The following is a 19,969-nucleotide window of genomic DNA, read 5'->3' as shown; positions in this document are numbered from 1 at the left end:
AAAACTCGGGACTTTGATACTCCCTGAACTGGTCGTCGTTACCGTCCGCTGTGGCGACCGCAATCAGTGCTTGAACTCTGTGATGACCACGCGCAGGCATCGATGTCGGTCACACTGCCGTAGCCCCCGCCCGTGAACACGCCGTACGCGCCGGCGTTGTTCCCGGTGTAGGTTGCCCCGCCACCTCCGCCGCCGCCATGTGAGTCCTTCACAGTCACTGACCAGCCCTTGCCTTCGAGCGCTGTTTTGTACGCGGCCATCACCTCGCTCGGAGATCCATTGACGACAAAGTGCAGATGGATGCCATTGTCGATGGGATCGGGACCGTCGGTGCGTTGACTTTTGGCCGGTGTGGGGATCAACGACTGCAACTGTGCGCCGTTGCTCGTCGGCGTTGATGCCGTGGCTTGCGACGACGTCGTTGCACCGTCGATCATCCCTTGGGTTGTCGCCGTGGTGCTTGAGGAGGGAGAGCTACTGCACGCTGATACGACTAGACCGATCGCCAGTGCCGCTGCAGCCAAGGTATTGATATTGCCTCTCATGGTTCCTTCCCCATTCTGCTGCGTCCTGATCAGCAGCCTCTGGGACGCTACACCCGACGTGGATACCTGTCAAACAGATGTCAAACATCTGTCAAGACGCTTGATCAAGCACTAGTCAATTACTCCGGACTGTTGAACTGTCCCGATGCTCCTATGGTTGTGAAGCCGCTGTGGGGACCTTCCTTTCGTTCGGTGTTTGTGCTGGTGAGGGGCGTATATACCTGTCGGGCAAGGTAGCGATTCGGGCGCTGCGGATGTCTTTGGGAGACAACCGTTCTCGGGTATGTTAGGAGCCCGGTGCCGGAAATCATCATGTGCAACGGCAACTGGTTTTGGCGCTGGGCCGGGACGGGGGGCGACACCGTACAGTGCCGGCGAAGGCGGCCTCGGAGCCGATCCGGTCGGGATCCAAAGAGGGTGACCCCTCAACACCGCCAACCGGGGTTGCGCCGTCGATATCGCCTCTAGCGCTGGTGCGACACCCAACCGACGACGCACCAGTCGATCACACACGACTCACCGGCGAAGCCTCGTGGTCGAGGACGACCTTGGTCGACGGAGTCGAAGTGGCGATGGTCAAGGCGCGGGAGATCGCCGACGAATGAGGACGAATAAAGAGGACACTGAGCCGCGGACACCTGGAGCTCGAGGGCCCGGTCGTGGCGTGGTATGCCGGCCCCGCTATGTCAGGTACCCGGTCCGTCGCTGACGGCCGGGAGTCCTAGCGCCAATAGCCCTCATGAGGTTGTGCTGCTTCATCTTCGAGCAATGGGCCGATGATCGTAATTGCACGCTGTCCGTGTGCAAGAGCCTCGCGACAGGGGAGCGCAAAGGTCGGGTTCTCCGGATTGCTGCCGGTCAATTCGAGCAGTCGATGTTCAGACATGCCATAGACGATCCTGCCGATGCCCGTCCAGTACGCCGCGCCCGCGCACATCAGGCACGGTTCGGCGCTGCTGTACAGGGTGGCTTGATTCATCCCGTCGGTACCCAACACGTGCCACGCGGCCGCAGTGGTGACTACCTCTGCGTGTCGCGTCGGGTCACCGTCGGGAGGCGCCGATTGGTTGCCTCGTTCAACGATCACGTTGCCGCCGGCGTCCGCGACCAGGGCAGCGAACGGGGTGTTGCCACTCGCCTTGGCTTCATTGGCCAACGCGAAGGTGCGGCGGAGCAGTGCAAGGTCGGGCGCCTCGCCTGCGGGCGGTTCGGCGCCCGCCGGCTTGGCCCGCATGACGGGCCCGCCAACCATGCCCGCCAGAACCCCGGCACCGATCAATACCGCGCGTCGTCGCAAATTGTGCATGGCCGAGGATGCTAGCCACGCACCGCGAGTTCCCCCAAAAGCCGCAGCGTGTGGTCGCAGGGGCTGCGGAATCGTCGAGGGAGCAGTTTCCCTCAATGACCAAGGCATTTCGGGCAAACTCGACCTTCGGCCGGTCCGTATGGCTGAGTATTCGTTCCATCGCCCCTGAACTGGCTCCCCGGATCGAGTCGCTGTAGCTGGCGGCCATTGGGCGCAACGTGCGGCTGATGCCCGAACACTCCGTCAGTGCGCTGGTACTGGCCGTGCCGAAGGCCGACGGTTATGGCCATGGTGCGATCCCGGGCGGCCCGCGCCCGCGCGGGCCGCTGGTGCGCCCGACCTCGATGTCGCAACCGTCAACCAGACGCTCGGCGCTGGCTGACACAGTCTGGGGCGATGCTGACCGCGTTGCGCCCGCCGTCGCCCAGGAAGCGATCCGGCTCGGGTGGACATTACGCAAGGGCGCGGGCGCCGCAGTTTGGTCAAAACCCCAAATCATGCGACCACATCGTGGTACCCATAAGCATCTTCACAACTTGACGCTCATCAAAACACGCGTCAAACCGAGCCTCGGGAGGCCGCGATGTCGTACGTACTGGCAGAACTCGACATGTTGGCGGCCGCCACCGGCGATATGGCTGGCATTGGCTCGTCACTGAGCGCGGCCAACGCGGCGGCCGCCGCCTCAACCACCGGGGTGTTGGCCGCCGGCGGTGATGAGGTGTCGGCGGCCATCGCGGCGCTGTTTTCCAGCCACGCCCAGCAGTATCAGGTGCTCAGCGCCCAGGCGACGGAGTTTCATGCTCAATTTGTGCAGGCTTTAAATAACGCAGGGGGCGCGTATGCGGCCGCCGAGGCGGCCAACGGCGCCCCACTGCAGACGCTCGTGGACGACATCCTGGCGGTGATCAACGCCCCCACAAACGTGCTGTTGGGACGCCCAGTCATCGGCGACGGCAGCAACGGGGCGGCGGGGACCGGGGATGCCGGTGGGGCCGGCGGAATCTTGTGGGGCAATGGCGGCAGTGGCGGTTCGGGTGCGCCCGGGCAGGCCGGCGGTGCCGGGGGTTCCGCGGGGTTGCTGGGCAGTGGCGGCACCGGCGGGGCTGGCGGGATCGGTGGTGGGTCCGGCGGGGTAGGCGGCACCGGTGGGTGGTTGTGGGGTAACGGTGGGGCCGGCGGTGCGGGCGGGGTCGGTGGCCTGGGCGTGAACGGCGGGGCTGGCGGTGTGGGTGGCAGCGCGCTGTTGTTCGGCAACGGCGGGTTTGGAGGTGTCGGTGGGGCCGGTGCGGCTGGCGCGGTCGGCGACGCGGGCACTCCGGGCACTACGGTTTTTGCGGGCGGTACTGGCGGCGTTGGCGGCGACGGCGGTACCGCCGGGAACGGCGGGGCCGGCGGTAACGGCGGGCTGGTGTTCGGTGCCGGCGGAGACGGCGGCCAGGGCGGGGTCGGCGGGGCCGGCGGGACCGGCGGAGCCGGCGGGGCCGGTGGTGAGCCCACGAGGTTGGGCCAGGCCGGTGGCGATGGCGGCGACAGCGGCACCGGCGGCAATGGCGGCGACGGTGGCATGGGCGGGGCCGGCGGTAGGGGATCGGCCTTGTTCGGCACCGCGGGTGCCAACGGTAACGGCGGAGCCGGCGGTGCCGGCGGCGACGCTGGGGCCCCCGGTAACGGCGCCGACGGTGCGGCTGGCCGCGACGCAAGCACCCCGGGAGGTATGGGCGGCAACGGCGGCGACCCGGGCGGCGTGGGTGTCGGCGGCACCGGTGGCGCGGCCGGTGGTGTCGGTGCCAGCGCCGGCGCGACGGGCACGGACGGCAGCATCATCGCTGGCAACGGCGGCAATGGCGGCCACGGCGGCGCCGGTTTCAACGCCACGGGCAGCGGCCACGGCGGATCCGGCGGGTCCGGCGGGTCCGGCGGCAGGTACGGCACTGGCGGCACCGGCGGGGCGGGCGGCGCCGCCGCGGGCGACGGCAACGGCGGGCGAGGTGGCGACGGCGGGTTCGGGGGTTCGATGGGAGGCGCCGGCGGCGACGGCGGCGACGGCGGCGTCGGCGCTGGCAGCGGCAGCGGCGGCTGGGGCGGCACCGGCGGCCATCATCTGGTGACCGGAACCGCAAATGCCGTCGGCGGCACCGGGGGCGCCGGCGCCGCCGGTGGTTCCACCGGTGTCGGCGGTTTCGGGGGCGTCGGCGGCGACGCGAAGATCTTCAACGACGCCTCTACGGCCGTTGCCACCGGCGGCAACGGCGGCGCCGGAGGCGACGGCGCCAGCGGCGGCAACGGCGGCGACGGTGGGTGGGCATACACCGAGGGAATCGGAAACGTCACCCCCGGCACCGGCGGACATGGCGGCACCGGCACCACCTTCGGCGGCGGCAGCGGCGGCGACGGCGGCGGAGCGCAGATCGCAAACGGCGCCTCAACGGTTGTCGCTGTCGGCGGCACCGGCGGAGCGGGCGGCGACGGCATTGACAACTCCGGCTTTACCGAAGCCGGACATGGCGGGTCCGGCGGCGACGCGTTTATCGACAACACCGGCTCAACGGCCAAGGCCATCGGCGGCACCGGCGGAGCGGGCGGCAGCGCCAGCACCGGCACCGGCGGCATCGGCGGGGCGGGCGGTGACGCGTTCAATTCCGGCGCCGGAAGCGCCTTCGGCGGAACCCCGGGCGCCGGGGGCGCAGGCCCGGCCGGCGGGGACGGCGGTCAAGGAGGTGCCGCGTACGCACTCGGAACGGGAGACGCCACCGGGCACGCCGGCGCGCCCGGCACCAGCGTGGGCGCCAGCGGCGTCGGCGGGGCGGGTGGTGGCGGCGGCGACGCGCGCATCTTGAACAGCGCGTCTACGGCTACCGCGACCGCCGGCGACGGCGGCAACGGTGGCGACGGCACCAGCGGCGGGTCCGGCGGTTACGGCGGTTGGGCATACACCCAGGGAACCGGAAACGTCACGGCCGGCAACGGCGGCTATGGGGGCACCGGCAGCACCGGCGGCGGTGGGAGTGGCGGCGAAGGCGGCAATGTGGAAATCGATAACGACGCCTACGGGCACGACATCACCGGCGGCAATGGCGGAGCGGGCGGCACCGGCTTGAACCAGCTTGACGGCGGTTTCGGCAACGGCGGCGACGGCGGGACCGCGACCATCACCAGCGCCGGCTCAACGGTTAACGCCATCGGCGGCGCCGGCGGGGCCGGCGGCAACGCCACCACGTTTGCCGCAAGCGGCGGGTCGGGTGGGATGGCGATCAACCATGGCAACGGAAACGCCACCGGCGGCTTCGCCGGGGACGGCGGCGACGGCGCCCACGGTGGTAGCGGCGGCTCAGGCGGTTCCGCGTTCGGCTATGGAAACGGACTCGCCACCGGCGGTGTTGGCGGCACGGGCGGCAACAGCTCGGGGGTAGGCGCCAACGGCGGTGACGGCGGCGACGGCGGCAACGCCTACGCACATGTTTATCCGGCTAATGCCACCGAGGGGATTGGCGGAGCCGGCGGATCCGGCGATCCCGACGGTATCGCGGGCTTGGACGGCATCACCGGGCCGCTGTAACTAGTCATCTGGCGGCACTGCTTTTTGGCTTTGTCGCCAACCGCCCGTAGGGCGTCACAAACCCGTAATTCAGCCAAACGCTTTCCTCGTTATTTGGAAGTTATTTGGAAATCCGCGACATGTGAGGTGGGTGGGCAATCAATTCTGTGATTGAGGGGACCCGGCGTCACGCGGGCAACGGTCGCCGGGGCTGAAACGGCGGCGTCGGCGGGTAGAGGGCCCGACGAAATTCGAATTGTGTCTTTTGCCTGAAATCGTGACGTGTGGGGCGACGGGCAATATGCTCGTATTGTTTACGTGCGTCAAGGTATGTGTCAGTCGTGCGACGTTAGTCGAGACAGATGTCGAGATGCTCGTCAGTTTTGGTTGGGTCGGTAGGTGGTTGGCGAACGTTTTGGGAGGTCCCTGATGTCGTACGTGGTGGTCGCACCGGAGTTGTTGTCGGCCGCGGCTGGTGATGTGGCCGGTGTGGGATCGGTGCTGAGTAGTGCGGTGGCGGGGGCCGCGCCGGCGACGACGGGCGTGGCCGCTGCCGCAGCTGACGAGGTGTCAGAGGCGATTGCGGCGTTGTTCGGCAGCCACGGGCAGGAGTTTCAGGCGATCAGTGCCCGCGCGGAAGCGTTTCGTCAGCAGTTCGTGGCGGCGTTGAGGGCTGGCTCAGCGACCTACGGAGCCGCGGAGGCGGTCAACGCCGAGCAGGTGTTGTGGAGCGCGGTCAACGCTCCCACCCAGGCGTTGCTGGGCCGGCCGATCATCGGCAATGGCGCCGATGCCGCCACTGCGGGCGGGGCCGGCGGTGATGGCGGGTTGTTGTACGGAAACGGTGGCGCCGGCGCGGCAGGAGCTGCCGGGCAGGCCGGCGGTGCCGGGGGCTCGGCCGGCCTATGGGGCAGCGGCGGGGCGGGGGGCGCCGGCGGGAGCGGAGCCGCTGGCGGGACGGGGGGCGCCGGCGGCTGGTTGTTCGGTCGGGGCGGTGTCGGCGGTGTCGGGGGTGTCGGGGGTGGCACGGGTGGGGCTGGCGGTAACGGTGGCTGGATCTGGGGTGGCGGCGGTGACGGCGGTGCGGGCGGTTTTGGTGGGGGTACTGGTGGGGCTGGTGGGCGTGCGGAGTTGTTGTTCGGCGCGGGCGGTAGTGGGGGTGCCGGTGGGGCCGGGGCCCTTACCGGCTACGCCGGCGGTGCGGGGGGGCAGGGCGGGCAGGGCGGCGACAGCGCACCCGGCGGCTTCAACGGCGCCGGCGGCGCCGGCGGCGTGGGTGGTCAGGGTGGCCACGGCGGTGCCGGTGGCTCAGGCACGCTGGCCGGCTCGGCCGGGGGCACCGGCGGTACCGGTGGCGCCGGCGGGAACTCCGGTGCCGGCGGCGCGGCGGGGACCGGCGGCCTGGGTGGTATCAGCGGGGATTCCGGGGCGGGTGGCATCGGCGGGGTCGGTGGCACCGGTGGCGCCGGTAGCGCGGGTATGGATGCTGCGGCGGGCAGCGGCGCCGCGGGCGGTACCGGATTTGCCGGGGGTGCGGGCGGACCCGGTGGGCAAGGTGGCCTCGACGTCGGTGGCAACAACGCTGGCGACGGCGGTGTGGGTGGGCGTGGCGGTGTCGGCGGCCTGGGTGGCCACGGTGGCTCCGGGGTGGCGGGTGATGCCACCGCGGCGGGCAGCAACGGCGGTGTCGGTGGGCGGGGTGGCCAGGGCGGGCAAGCCGGCCAGGGCGGTGCCTCCGGCGGTTTGGGCGGTGTCACCGGCGCCACCGGCCAAGGCGGTGACGGTGGACTCGGCGGCACCGGCGGCACCGGCGGCAACGGCGGACACGGCGCCGCGGGTGGCACCGCGGTCAGCGGTGATGGTCTCCAAGGCGGCGCCGGTACCGCCGGCGGGGCTGGCGGCCAAGGCGGTCAAGGCGGCGCCGCGGGCGGAGCCGGCGGCACCGCCGGCAACGGCGGCCAAGGCGGCAACGGCGGCCAAGGCGGCACCGGCGGCACCGGCGGCAACGCAGCCGAGGTCACCGCCCTGGCCGTCGACGGCCACAACGGCGGGGACGGCGGCGCCGGCGGGAAAGGCGGCGCCGCCGGAGCGGGCGGGGCCTCCGGCGGTAGCGGCGGCAGCACCGGCACGGCAGGCCTCGCCGGTGACGGCGGCACCGGCGGCACCGGCGGCAACGGCAGCGCCGGCCGCAACGGCACCGACGCCGCCCCGGGCACCGGCGCCCAGGGCGGTGCCGGTGCCGCCGGCGGCGCCGGCGGACAAGGTGGCCAAGGAGGCGTGGCCGGCGGCACCGGCGCTCACGCCGGCGACGGCGGCCACGGCGGCAACGGCGGCAACGCCGGCAACGGCGGGGCCGGCGGCTCGGGCGCCACGGGCACCGCCACCACCGCCGGCGGACAAGGCGGACAAGGCGGACAAGGCGGCGCCGGCGGGAAAGGCGGGCTCGCCGGAGCCGGCGGCGCAGCCGGCGGCACCGGCGGCAGCACCGGCGCAGCGGGGGTCGCCGGCAACGGCGGCCACGGCGGCAACGGCGGCGCGGGTGGTAATGGTCTCGATGGCGGGGCCCACACCGGTGTGGCCGGCGGTAACGGTGGTGCGGGTGGTGCCGGTGGTAGCGGCGGTAATGCTGGCGGCGCCACCGGGACCAGCGGCAGCGGTGGGACCGGTGGTCACGGCGGTACCGGCGGCAACGGCGGTTCAGGCCACGCCGACACCGGAAGCGGCGCCGGTAACGGCGGTGCTGGCGGCAATGGCGGCACTGGCGGCACCGGCGGCGCGGCCGGCAGCATCGGCAGCGGCGGCGCCGTCGGCAACGGCGGTAGCGCCGGCACCGCGGGCAACGGTGGACAAGGCGCGGACGCCGCCGTTGGCAGCGGTCACGCCGGCGGCCAGGGCGGCCTCGGCGGTCACGGCGGCCAAGGCGGTAGCGCCGGCGGCGCCTCTGGCACCAGCGGTAACGGCGGGGCCGGCGGTCACGGTGGCGCCGGCGGCAACGGCGGTTCAGGCCACGCCGACACCGGAAGCGGCGCGGGTAACGGCGGTGCTGGCGGCAATGGCGGCAATGGCGGCAGCGGCGGCGCGGCCGGCAGCATCGGCAGCGGCGGCGCCGTTGGCAACGGCGGTAGCGCCGGGGCCGCCGGTAACGGCGGACAAGGCGCCGACGCCGCGCTTGGCAGCGGTCACACCGGCGGCCAAGGTGGCCAAGGCGGCCGCGGCGGCCAAGGTGGCAACGCGGGCGGTGCTACCGGCATCGCAGGCACCAGCAGCAACGGCGGCAACGGCGGCAACGGCGGACATGGCGGCAGTGTGTTGCCCGGTGCCCAGGCCGGGGCTGGTGCCGGGGGTACCGGTGGGGCCGGTGGCGCCGGCGGCATCGCGGCCGGGGTCGGCAGTGCTGCGACGGTGGGTGCTGGCGGCAGCGGTGGCGCTGGGGGTGCCGGTGGTGATGGCGTGGACAACGTGCACGGTGGGGCCGGTGCCAATGCAGGCGACGGGGGTGCCGGTGGTGCCGGTGGTAGCGCCGGTGGTGCGGCCGGTAAGAGCGGCAACGGTGGGGCTGGTGGTCACGGCGGCAACGGCGGCTACGGCGGCGCGGGAGATACCGACAAAGCCGGCGGTGTCGGTGGTCACGGCGGCAATGGTGGTGCCGGTGGGGTGGCCGGTGCGGTCGGCAGCGGTGGCACGGTGGGCAGCGGCGGCAACGGCGGTACCGGCGGTAACGGCGGGCACGGCGGCAACGGCCACGCCGACACCGGCAGTGGTGCCGGTAATGGCGGTGCTGGCGGTGACGGCGGTAACGGCGGTACCGGCGGAGCGGCCGGCGGCAGCGGCGGCACAGTGGGCAACGGTGGCAACGGCGGTGCCGGTGGCAACGGCGGGCACGGCCTCACCCCCCAGGACGGCTTTGGTCGTGACGGCGGTAATGGTGGTCACGGCGGCACCGGCGGCACCGGCGGAAATGCCGGCGGCGCCACCGGTATTAGGGGCAACGGCGGCGCCGGCGGCACCGGCGGCACCGGCGGCGACGGCGCTCTCGCCCACAGCGGCGGTAACGGCGGTAACGGCGGCAACGGTGCTAACGGTGGTAACGGCGGCGCGACCGGCACTGTAGGCACGGCGGGCACCGGCGGTAACGGCGGCGCCGCCGGTCACGGTGGTCAAGGCGGTGACGGCAGCAAGCTTGGCGGGATTGGCACCGGCGGCAGGGGCGGGACCGGCGGCACCGGCGGCACGGGCGGCGCGGCCAGTACTGGCGGCACCAACGGCAACGGCGGGGCCGGCGGCCAAGGCGGGAACGGCGGCAAGGCCGCGGTCGGCGTAGACGGCCAATTCGGCGGATGGGGCGGCGACGGCGGGAACGGCGGCAACGCTGGCACCGGCGGAGCCGGCGGAACTGGTGGCGCTGGCGGCAACGGCGGAAACGGCCGAAACGGCAGCAACGGCGAACTCGACCCCTTCTACGGCCGCGACGGCGGCCGCGGCGGCAACGGCGGCAACGGCGGCAACGGCGGCAACGGGTTCATCGCCGGCGCGGGTGGCAATGGCGGCGCAGCCGGCAAAGGCGGCAACGCCACCAGCGGCACCTTCCGGGACGGCGTTAGCGGCAGCGGCGGCAACGGCGGCAACGGCGGCAGCGGCGGCAACGGCACCTCGGGCACCCTGGACACCGGCGCCGGCGCTGGCGCGGGCGGCACCGGCGGGGCCGGCGGTAACGGTGGTGCGGGTGGCGCCGTCGGTACCGGTGGCAAGCCCGGTGGCGTCTCTGGCGTCGCTGGCAACGGTGGCGCGGGCGGCAATGGCGGTAACGGCGCCGCCGGCTTGATTGGTACCGATCACACAGGCGGCGCCGGCGGTGCCGCGGGCACTGGCGGCAACGGCGGTGTCGGCGGAGGCGGCACGGGAGCTGGCGGTGTCGGCGGCGCTGGTGGAACAGGAGGTACCGGCGGCGTCGGTGGAAGCGGCGGCGGTACGGGAGGCACCGGAGGCGTTGCGGGCAACGGCGGCACCGGCGGCGTCGGCGGAAGCGGTATCGGCGGAAGCGCCGGCGGAACCGGCGGCAGCGGGGGCGCTGCGGGCAGCGGCGGCACCGGCGGCAACGGCGGCGGCGCCAACGGCAAGGGCGGCGACGGTGGCACGGGCGGCGTCGGCGGGAGCGGCGGCACCGGCGGCCAGGGTGCGACCGGCGGCAAGGGTGGCGCAGGCGGCGTGGCGGCGATCGGTGGCACCGGCGGCAAGGGCGGCAATGGCGGTGGCACCGGAATTGGCGGAATCGGCGGTGTCGGCGGTGTCGGTGGCGGTGGTGGCGGCGGCGGTGCCGGCGATGGTGGCGCCCATCCCGGTACCAGCGGGACCGCGGGAGGCCCGGGATCTGCTGGGGTCGGTCCCAGCGGTATCACCGGCGGAAGCGGAGGCAATGGCGGCAAGGCCGGCACTGCCGGGTCCGGAGGCTCCGCCGCCTAATCAACCGTTGCCGGCAGCGCGGGCATAGTGCGGATTGGTCGCGGTCAATGGCCCGGATCATGCCCCTTGGGGTACAAGAGGTTGGTGAGAAAGTTGGTTGTTCGTTGGCGATGGTGCAGCGTCGGCCCCTTTTGAGCGCGATCATGCTGCACGGCCGGATTTCTCACGTTCAGACCAGCTGGGTGAAGCTAGGCATCGAACGCACCCAGGTGATGCTCAACGGCGGCGCCAACGATCTGGGCGGGCTCCGAATACAGGTCTGCCAAGACCGTTGCTGAACTGGTCGCGGTCGCCGAGGGCATCGGACGCCCGCGCGTCAGCGCACCACTGCCTACGCGCCGGTCGCGGCGTAGTTCGCAAAGGGGTGGGTAGACCGACATCATGCTGCGACCGATCGACAACGAGCGATTTCCCTCGTGGCAGCCATTCTCGATGGCCAGCACTTGCTTGATTTCAAGTGGGACTAAATTTGGCGGCCATCAATTCTCTTTTGGCCCGCGGTAGTGCAGGGTTCACAGCCGTGACGAGCCCATCAGCGAGGATCTCCCTCTGTTGATTCGCTCCCTTACGGCCAATACAGCGCTGATGCTTACCCGGGAGCCAATTTCGCCGGCCCCGACGATGACCTTCAGGAGTGCAACCCCCGGCTGGCTACCCGGTCCGTCGCTGACGGCCGGGAGCCTTAGCTTTATTGGCCCACGCGAAAGCGCGCCGGAGCAGTGCGGTGTCAGGTGTCTTATTTGCGCGGCGGTTCGGCGCCGGCGCCACCGGCCAAGACGGCGACGGCGGACTCGGCGGCAACGGCCGCAACGGCGGCCACGGCGGCAACGGCGCCAACGGCACCTCAGGGACCACCACCACCAACACCAACGGCGGCCAAGGCGGACAAGGCGGCACCGGCGGAAAAGGCGGGCTCGCCGGAGCCGGCGGGGCATGCGGCGGCGCCGGCGGCACCACCGGCACGGCGCCACCCCCCAGGATGGCTTTGGTCGTGACGGCCGTAATGGTGGTCACGGTGGCAACGGCGCCACCGGTATCAGGGGCAACGGCGCCGCCGGCCACCACCAGGAATTTGGCTTCGACGCCCAAAATGGCGGTAACGGCGGTACCGGCGGTAGCGGTGGTAACGGCGGCGCGACCGGCACCGTAGGCACGGCCAGCGCGCGGTAACGGCGGGGCTGCCGGTTGGCGTGCCCGCCGGTCGCTTTGCTGCCGTTGCCACCGCTACCGCCGTTCCCGCCGTTGCCACCGGCCCCGCCGAAACCGCTTTCGATGGCGCCGCCGGTTCCGCCTGCGCCACCGGTCCCGCCGCTTCCACCGTTTCCGCCTTTGCCCTGGTGAGGATACGCATCCGCAGCTTGCGCCGTGCCGCCATTGCCGCCGGCGCCGCCTTCGAAGGGTCGCTGGGCTGTGATCAGTGCCGCCTGGGTTTGGCCAAGGTGCGGTGCGGACCGGCGCCCAGCAGGGGACCGAACCGCTAGGAGATATGTGGCTACCCGTCCGCAGAGCTGTGCTGGCGGCGCCCTCGCACCGTGGGGGTCGGCGGTCCGGGCATCCCGGAAAGCCGGAGCTGGGATGAGGCCAGCCCCTCCGGTGTACTGTCGTCGCCGTTTCTGCCAACTTTGACGGCCCCGCCGTTTGCCGCTACCGCCGGCCTTGCGGGCGAATAAGCCCTGATGAGGAGCGGAGCCCGCAACGGCTCAGCTGTATGCAAGGGGTTTGCCTGATAGCCGAACCGATATCGGTCAAATCTTGCGAGGCCGCAAAGACGCCGATTTCGGAACGATAGACGCATGTGGACTCAACTAACTCGGGTGAGTTCCGCGCGGATACGACGCCGTGGACCACCCAGGGTTGGACCGGACGGGAGGGAGCGCGCGCGGGTCAAGGGAAACGCTGAGGCGGCCGGACTTCTTGGCTACCCGTGCGTGCCGGCGTTGCCGGCGGCGCCTTGTGCGGTGTGGGAGCCCTGGGTGCCGCGCGTCGTGAGTGCCGCTGGCGCCGGTGCATCCACGGGTGAAGTGGTGGACCGGCGCCTTGGTTTTGGTCCGGGATGCGGGCCCGGACTGCTGCCTCAGCGGGTGAGGGGACCGCTGCGGCAAAACCAGAGTTGTGGCTATCCGTGGGCGCCTGCGGTTCCGTTGAGGCCTGTGTGGCCGGCGGCGCCCGCCGCGCCGGTGTCGCCGGCCTTGCCGGGCGTGATGCCGCCGCTGCCGATGGCGATACCGGCGGCGCCGGCCCTCCCGCCCGCGCCACCCGAACCGCCGGATCCGCCGGTACCGGCCGCACCGCCGGCTCCGCCGGCGCCGACCGTGGCGCCGGGGCCTGCGCCGCCGTGGCCGCCCGCGCCGCCGTCGCCGCCATCGCCACCGTTGGCGCCGTTGCCGCCGTTGCCGCCGTCGCCGCCGTTGCCGCTCTTAACTGCCCAGTCGGAGACGACGTCGCCGCCGGTGCCGCCGTGGCCACCATTGCCGCCGCTGGCGCCGATGCCTCCGTTGGCCCCGGCCCCGCCCGCGCCGCCGGCGCCGCCGACGACACCGGTCAGGTTGCCGACCGTACCGGCGGCCCCACCGTTACCCCCGGCCCCACCGGAACCGCCGTTGCCGCCGCCGCTGGTGGGTCCGGCGGCGTTGCCGCCGGCGCCCCCGTTGCCGCCCCTGCCGCCGTCTGCTGCACCGCCGGTGGCGTTCGTGCCGCCGTTGCCGCCTTCGCCGCCGTTGCCGCCGACACCGGCGTTGCCGCCGTTGCCGCCACGGCCGGCCGCACCGGTCGTATTCGCGTTGAGGATGCTGCCGCCGTCGCCGCCTCGGCCGCCGTCGGCGCCGGTGCCGCCGTTTCCGCCCTTGCCGCCTTGGCCGCCTTGACCGGATTGGACTCCGGGACCTTGATATTGGACGTTGCCGCCGTTTCCGCCGGCGCCGCCGTTGCCGTTGACGGCGCCGTCGCCGCCGGCTCCGCCCTGGCCGCCGACGGGCATTGCGCTGTTGCTGGCCGTCCCGGTGCCGCCGTTGCCGCCGGCGCCGCCGACCGTCCCGGCGGGTCCCAAGATGACGTTGCTGCCGGGACCGCCGTTGCCGCCGACGGGGTTACCGTCTTGGCCAACCGTGCCGTTGGGACCGTGGATCGAGCCCGAGAGGTTGGGGGGATTGGCGCCATTGGAGCCTGGGGCGCCGCTGCCGCCGGCTCCGCCCTGGCCGCCGTTGCCGGCGGTGCCCATGGCGCCCGCGGCTCCGCCGCCGCTGCCCGCGCCACCGGCACTACCGTTGCCGCCGGCTCCGCCGGTTCCGCCGGCCGCGCCGCTGCCGCCCGCGGCGCCAGCGAAGGTGCGAGTCTGGCCGTTTCCGCCGGCGCCACCCGTGCCGCCAACCCCGCCGTTACCGCCGTGGCCGCCGCTGGCGCCAGCCCCGCCCGCCGCGCCACCGATGCCGCCGTTGCCGGCGGCCCCGCCTTGGCCACCTGCGCCGGCGTTGAGGATGTTGCCGCCGTCGCCGCCTCTGCCGCCTTGGCCGCCGTTGCCGGCGTTGCCGCCGTGGCCGCCGTTGCCGGCAAGGGCGCCGGTGCCGCCGGCGGCGCCGCCGTTGCCGCCTGCGCCGCCGTTGCCGCCTGCGGTCCCGGCCCCACCGTGGTTACCGGTTTCCGCGGTGCCGGCGCTGCCGGCGCCGCCGAGCCCGCCGGTGCCGCCGTTGCCGCCGTGGCCGCCGTTGCCGGCAAGGGCGCCGGTGCCGCCGGCGGCGCCGCCGTTGCCGCCTGCGCCGCCGTTGCCGCCTGCGGTCCCGGTCGCCCCGCCTATGGTGCCGTTGCCGCCGAGCCCGCCGTTGCCACCGAGCCCGCCGTTGCCGCCGTTGCCGGAGGTGCCGGCGGCGCCGGTGGTGCCGCCGGCACCTCCGGCGGCCCCGCCCGCTCCGGCGACCCCGCCGGCCCCGCCGTTGCCGCCTTGTCCGCCTGGTCTGCCGGCCAGCACAGAGGTGCCCCCGGCGCCGCTGCCGCCGTCGCCGCCGTTGCCGCCTGCGCCGCCGTTGCCGCCGTGGCCGCCGCTGCCGGCCAGGGCGCCGGTCCCGCCAGCGGCGCCGCCGACTCCGCCGGCGCCGCCGTTGCCGCCTGCGGTGCCGGCGCCACCCTGATTACCGCTGCCCGCGGCGCCGTTGCCGCCGGTGGCGCCGAGCCCGCCGTTACCGCCAAGCCCGCCGTTGCCGCCTGCGCCAGCGCTGCCTGCCGAGCCGGGGATGCCGCCGGATGGGGTGGCCCCGCCTGCACCTGCGGCCCCTCCGGCGCCCCCGGCCCCGCCGATTCCGCCGTGGCCGCCGGCCAGGAGGCCACTGCCTGCGGAGCCGTTGCCGCCGGTACCGCCGGTGCCGCCGACCCCGCCGTTGCCGCCGTTGCCGGCCAGGGCGCCGGTCCCGCCGGCGGCGCCGCCGACTCCGCCGCCGCCGCCCTTGCCGCCGGCGGCGCCGGTACCGCCCTGGGCGCCGGTGCCCGGGGCGGCGTCGCTGCCGAAGAGGCCGTTGCCGCCGGTGCCGCCGTTGCCGCCGTGTCCGCCGTTGCCGGCCACGGCGTCGGGGCCGCTGGCTGCACCGCCAGCGCCGCCAGCCCCGCCGTTGCCGCCGTTGCTGGCGACGGTGTGGTCGCCGAAGCCGCCGGCGCCGCCGTTGCCGCCGTTGCCGCCGTGGCCGCCGCCGTAGCCGCCGTCGCCGCCGCTCCCGCCGGTGCCGCCCGCGCCGCTACCGCCGTTGCCGCCGTTGCCGCCGGTGCCACCGTTGCCGCCGATGCCCATTTCGCCCGCGGCCCCGCCGTTCCCTCCGGATGCCCCGCCGGCCCCGGCGGCGCCACCGGCCCCGCCGTTCCCGGCGGCGTATATGGAGGCGCTGGCGTTGCCGCCGGTGCCGCCGTTGGCGCCGTTGCCGCCTTGGCCGCCGTCACCGGCCGCAGCGCCGGTGCCGCCGGCCGCGCCGCCCTGTCCGCCTTGTCCGCCGTAGCCGCCCTTGCCGCCCTGTTCACCTGGGCCGAAGGAGGGACCACCGTCGTGGCCGTTGCGGCCGGCGCTGCCGTTGCCGCCGGTGCCGCCGGTGCCGCCGTCACCGGCGAGGCCTGCCGTGCCGGTGCTGCCGCCGCTACCGCCGGAGGCCCCGCCCGCTCCGGCGGCGCCGCCTTTCCCGCCGGCGCCGCCGGCCCCGCCGTTGTGGCCGTCGACGGCCAGGGCGGTGACCTCGGCTGCGTTGCCGCCGGTGCCGCCGGTGCCGCCTTGGCCGCCGTTGCCGCCTTGGCCGCCGTTGCCGGCGGTGCCGCCGGCCCCGCCCGCGGCGCCGCCTTGACCGCCTTGGCCGCCAGCCCCGCCGGCGGTACCGGCGCCGCCTTGGAGACCATCACCGCTGACCGCGGTGCCACCCGCGGCGCCGTGTCCGCCGTTGCCGCCGGTGCCGCCGGTGCCGCCGAGTCCACCGTCACCGCCTTGGCCGGTGGCGCCGGTGACACCGCCCAAACCGCCGGAGGCACCGCCCTGGCCGGCTTGCCCGCCCTGGCCACCCCGCCCACCGACACCGCCGTCGCTGCCCGCCGCGGTGGCATCACCCGCCACCCCGGAGCCACCGTGGCCGCCGAGGCCGCCGACACCGCCACGCCCACCCACACCGCCGTCGCCAGCGTTGTTGCCACCGACGTCGAGGCCACCCTGCCCACCGGGTCCGCCCGCACCCCCGGCGAATCCGGTATCGCCCGCGGCGCCGCTGCCCGCCGCAGCATCCATACCCGCGCTACCGGCGCCGCCGGTGCCGCCGGTGCCGCCGATGCCACCCGCCCCGGAATCCCCGCTGATACCACCCAGGCCGCCGGTCCCCGCCGCGCCGCCGGCACCGGAGTTCCCGCCGGCGCCACCGATACCGCCGGTGCCCCCGGCCGAGCCGGCCAGGGTGCCTGAGCCACCGGCACCGCCGTGGCCACCCTGACCACCCACGCCGCCGGCGCCGCCGGCGCCGTTGAAGCCGCCGGGTGCGCTGTCGCCGCCCTGCCCGCCCTGCCCGCCCGCACCGCCGGCGTAGCCGGTACCGCCTTGGGCGGCACTGTGGGCGAACCCATCCACGCCAGCGCTACCCACGCCGCCGGTGCCACCGCTACCACCGATGCCACCCCAACCGACACCGCCGTCACTGCCACCACTGCCGCCGACGCCGGCCGCCCCACCGATGCCCGCCGCACCACCTTGGCCGCCGTGTCCGCCGGTCCCACCGACCGAGCCGGCCAGGGTGCCCGAACCGCCAGTGCCGCCGTCGCCGCCGAAACCACCAACCCCACCCCGACCGCCGTCGCCGTTAACCCCGCCCGGGGCGGCATCCCCACCTCGGCCGCCGGTACCGCCCTGCCCACCGGCATATCCCGTTCCGCCCTGGGCACCGGTGGCCGCGGCCGCGTCAACCCCGGCGCTGCCGGCCCCGCCCTGGCCGCCCTGCCCTCCAGCACCACCGCTACCAGCCACACCGCTGATCCCCCCGACACCGCCGCTACCCGCCGCCCCGCCCGCCCCGGCCGTCCCGCCCGTACCACCGATACCACCGACACCGCCGGCCGAACCCGCGACGGTGCCCGAGCCACCGGTGCCGCCCTGTCCGCCGACACCCCCGCGTCCGCCGGACCCGCCGTCGCCGTTGATCCCGCCGGCGTAGGTGCCACCACCTTGTCCGCCGGCCCCGCCGGTACCGCCGGTGTCGCCGGTGCCGCCCTGCGCGGCGCTACCCAGGCCGGCATCAAGACCCCCATCCCCAGCGCCGCCGGCACCGCCGGTACCACCGGTGCCGCCGACCCCGGCGCTACCGAGGCTGCCGCCGGCCCCGCCGGTACCGGCCTTACCGCCGGCCCCAGCGTGCCCACCGGTGCCACCGCTACCACCGGCCCCGGCGAGTCCGGTGTCACTGGACGCCCCAGCACCACCCATACCACCGGCGCCGCCCGCGCCGCCGAGCCCACCGGAACCGTTGATGCCGTCGGGGCCGGCGTCACCGCCCGCACCGCCGTCGCCGCCAGCCCCCCCGGCGAAACCGGTGCCGCCTTGATCACCACTGCCCACGACCGCGTCGACGCCCTGGCTGCCGGCCCCGCCCGCGCCGCCCTGCCCGCCGATTCCTCCGGCGCCGGCCTTGCCCATCACACCGCCGCTGGCGCCGGTGCCTGCCGCGCCGCCAGCGCCGGCCAACCCGCCTTGGCCGCCGGTGCCGCCGTGGCCGCCGACCGAACCCGCCAGGGTGCCCGAACCACCGGCCCCGCCGACACCACCGGCGCCGCCCGCACCGCCCAGGCCGCCGCTACCCCCGACCCCGCCGGCAAAACTGCTACCGCCCGCACCGCCGACACCGCCGGCACCACCGGCGAAGCCGGCACCACCCACCTCGCCGGTGTTGGCCGGGGCGTCGAGGCCGTGGCTGCCGATCCCGCCATCCCCACCTTGTCCGCCGGTCCCGCCCGCACCCGCCGCCCCCGCGGCACCATCAAAACTCAACAATCCTCGTGCCCCGCCGGCCCCACCGTGGCCGGCGTTTCCGCCGGCACCTCCAGCACCGCCGGTGCCGCCGATACCACCCAAACCGGCCAGATCCCCGCTCACCCCGGTCCCGCCGGTGCCGCCGGCCCCACCGGCCCCACCCAGACCGCCGGCACCGCCGGCACCTAACAGCAGGGCGCCGGATCCGCCGGCCCCGCCGTCACCGCCGGACCCGCCCACACCACCGACCCCGCCCGGCGCCACAGCAGCCGCACCGGCACCACCCGCGCCACCGATACCGCCGGCACCGCCACCAGCCAACAAGCCGCCAGCACCACCAACACCACCGGCACCACCGCCGCCACCCGGGATCACCAGCGTGCCCGGGATCCCGGCCCCACCGGCACCCCCATTACCGCCCGCGCCGAACAACAACTCCGCACGCCCACCGGCCCCCCCGATGCCGCCACCGGCCCCGCCGGCGCCGCCGTCACCGCCGCCACCCCAGATCCAGCCACCGTTACCGCCAGCCCCACCCGTGCCACCCCCGACACCCCCGACACCGCCGACACCGCCCCGACCGAACAACCAGCCTCCCGCACCACCAGCCCCACCGGATGCGCCGGCCCCGCCGGCCCCGCCGGTACCGCCGCTGCCCCATAGGCCGGCCGAGCCCCCGGCACCGCCGGCCTGCCCGGCAGCTCCTGCCGCGCCGGCGCCACCGTTTCCGTACAACAACCCGCCATCACCGCCGGCCCCGCCCGCAGTGGCGGCATCGGCGCCATTGCCGATGATCGGCCGGCCCAGCAACGCCTGGGTGGGAGCGTTGACCGCACTCCACAACACCTGCTCGACATTGACCGCCTCCGCGGCACCATAGATCGCTGAACCCGCCCTCAACACCGCCACGAACTGCTGACGAAACGCTTCCGCGCGCACACTGATCGCCTGAAACTCCTGCCCGTGGCTGCCGAACAACGCCGCAATCGCCTCTGACACCTCGTCAGCTGCGGCAGCGGCCACGCCCGTCGTCGCCGGCGCGGCCCCCGCCACCGCACTACTCAGCACCGATCCCACACCGGCCACATCACCAGCCGCGGCCGACAACAACTCCGGTGCGACCACCACGTACGACATCAGGGACCTCCCAAAACGTTCGCCAACCACCTACCGACCCAACCAAAACTGACGAGCATCTCGACATCTGTCTCGACTAACGTCGCACGACTGACACATACCTTGACGCACGTAAACAATACGAGCATATTGCCCGTCGCCCCACACGTCACGATTTCAGGCAAAAGACACAATTCGAATTTCGTCGGGCCCTCTACCCGCCGACGCTGCCGTTTCAGCCCCGGCGACCGCTGCCCGCCGGTACCGCCAATACCGCCGGCCCCGCCCGAACCGTTAATCCCACCAGCACCGGTGTTGCTGCCAGCCCCACCAACCCCACCGACCCCGCCAGCCCCACCAGCAAACCCGGTACCACCATCAGCCCCCGAACCACCGGCGGCATCCGCGCCCTGACTGCCCACCCCGCCGACCCCGCCGGTCCCGCCGGTGCCCGCCGCGCCGGCCGCGCCGCTAGAACTCAACAACCATCCGCCGGCGCCGGTCGGGCATACGATTCTTCGAATTGACACGAGTCAATG

The 19,969-nt window shown here is 74.2% G+C and carries 7 protein-coding genes and 1 pseudogene; 4 read left to right on the top strand and 4 right to left on the bottom strand.

Annotation, left to right across the window (positions count from 1 at the left end):
• Nucleotides 1-38: 38 nt before the first annotated feature.
• Both AADZ78_RS21655 and AADZ78_RS21650 read right to left on the bottom strand, forming a co-directional pair.
• Nucleotides 39-437: a hypothetical protein gene (locus tag AADZ78_RS21655; protein ID WP_239656695.1), complete on the bottom strand. Its 399-nt coding sequence runs from the start codon at nt 435-437 to the stop codon at nt 39-41.
• Between the two features lie 829 nt (nt 438-1,266).
• Complete coding sequence (locus tag AADZ78_RS21650) at nt 1,267-1,851, bottom strand: nucleoside deaminase (protein WP_085253051.1); 585 nt, start codon at nt 1,849-1,851, stop codon at nt 1,267-1,269.
• Between the two features lie 583 nt (nt 1,852-2,434).
• On the opposite strand from AADZ78_RS21650, the gene AADZ78_RS21645 reads away from it, so the two are divergent.
• The 4 genes and pseudogenes from AADZ78_RS21645 to AADZ78_RS21630 all read left to right on the top strand — a co-directional run bounded on the left by AADZ78_RS21645 (nt 2,435) and on the right by AADZ78_RS21630 (nt 11,999).
• Nucleotides 2,435-5,410 carry a PE family protein gene (locus AADZ78_RS21645; RefSeq protein ID WP_085253052.1) on the top strand — a complete coding sequence of 992 codons (2,976 nt, stop codon included), beginning with the start codon at nt 2,435-2,437 and terminating at the stop codon, nt 5,408-5,410.
• A 408-nt stretch (nt 5,411-5,818) separates the two neighbouring features.
• A complete protein-coding gene (locus tag AADZ78_RS21640; protein ID WP_341343620.1) occupies nt 5,819-10,849 on the top strand; it encodes a PE family protein in 5,031 nt (1,676 codons plus the stop codon).
• A 131-nt stretch (nt 10,850-10,980) separates the two neighbouring features.
• A pseudogene (locus AADZ78_RS21635) lies at nt 10,981-11,202 on the top strand (hypothetical protein); the annotation flags it as partial.
• A gap of 371 nt (nt 11,203-11,573) precedes the next feature.
• Nucleotides 11,574-11,999 carry a hypothetical protein gene (locus tag AADZ78_RS21630; RefSeq protein ID WP_085251335.1) on the top strand — a complete coding sequence of 142 codons (426 nt, stop codon included), beginning with the start codon at nt 11,574-11,576 and terminating at the stop codon, nt 11,997-11,999.
• Nucleotides 12,000-12,965: 966 nt separating this feature from the next.
• Here the strand turns inward: AADZ78_RS21630 and AADZ78_RS21625 are convergent.
• Entirely contained in the window at nt 12,966-19,451 is a 6,486-nt protein-coding gene (locus AADZ78_RS21625) for a PE family protein (RefSeq protein WP_341343619.1), read from the bottom strand.
• Nucleotides 19,451-19,960, bottom strand: a complete 510-nt coding sequence (locus AADZ78_RS21620) for a hypothetical protein (RefSeq protein WP_204903339.1) — start codon at nt 19,958-19,960, stop codon at nt 19,451-19,453. The genes AADZ78_RS21625 and AADZ78_RS21620 overlap by 1 nt, the downstream gene beginning before the upstream one ends.
• Between the last annotated feature and the right edge of the window lie 9 nt (nt 19,961-19,969).

Origin of the sequence: Mycobacterium riyadhense (genome assembly GCF_963853645.1) — a bacterium.
GTDB classification, from domain to species: domain Bacteria; phylum Actinomycetota; class Actinomycetes; order Mycobacteriales; family Mycobacteriaceae; genus Mycobacterium; species Mycobacterium riyadhense.
Note: the sequence above shows the minus strand (reverse complement) of the source record. Positions and strands in the feature narration are given on the sequence as shown.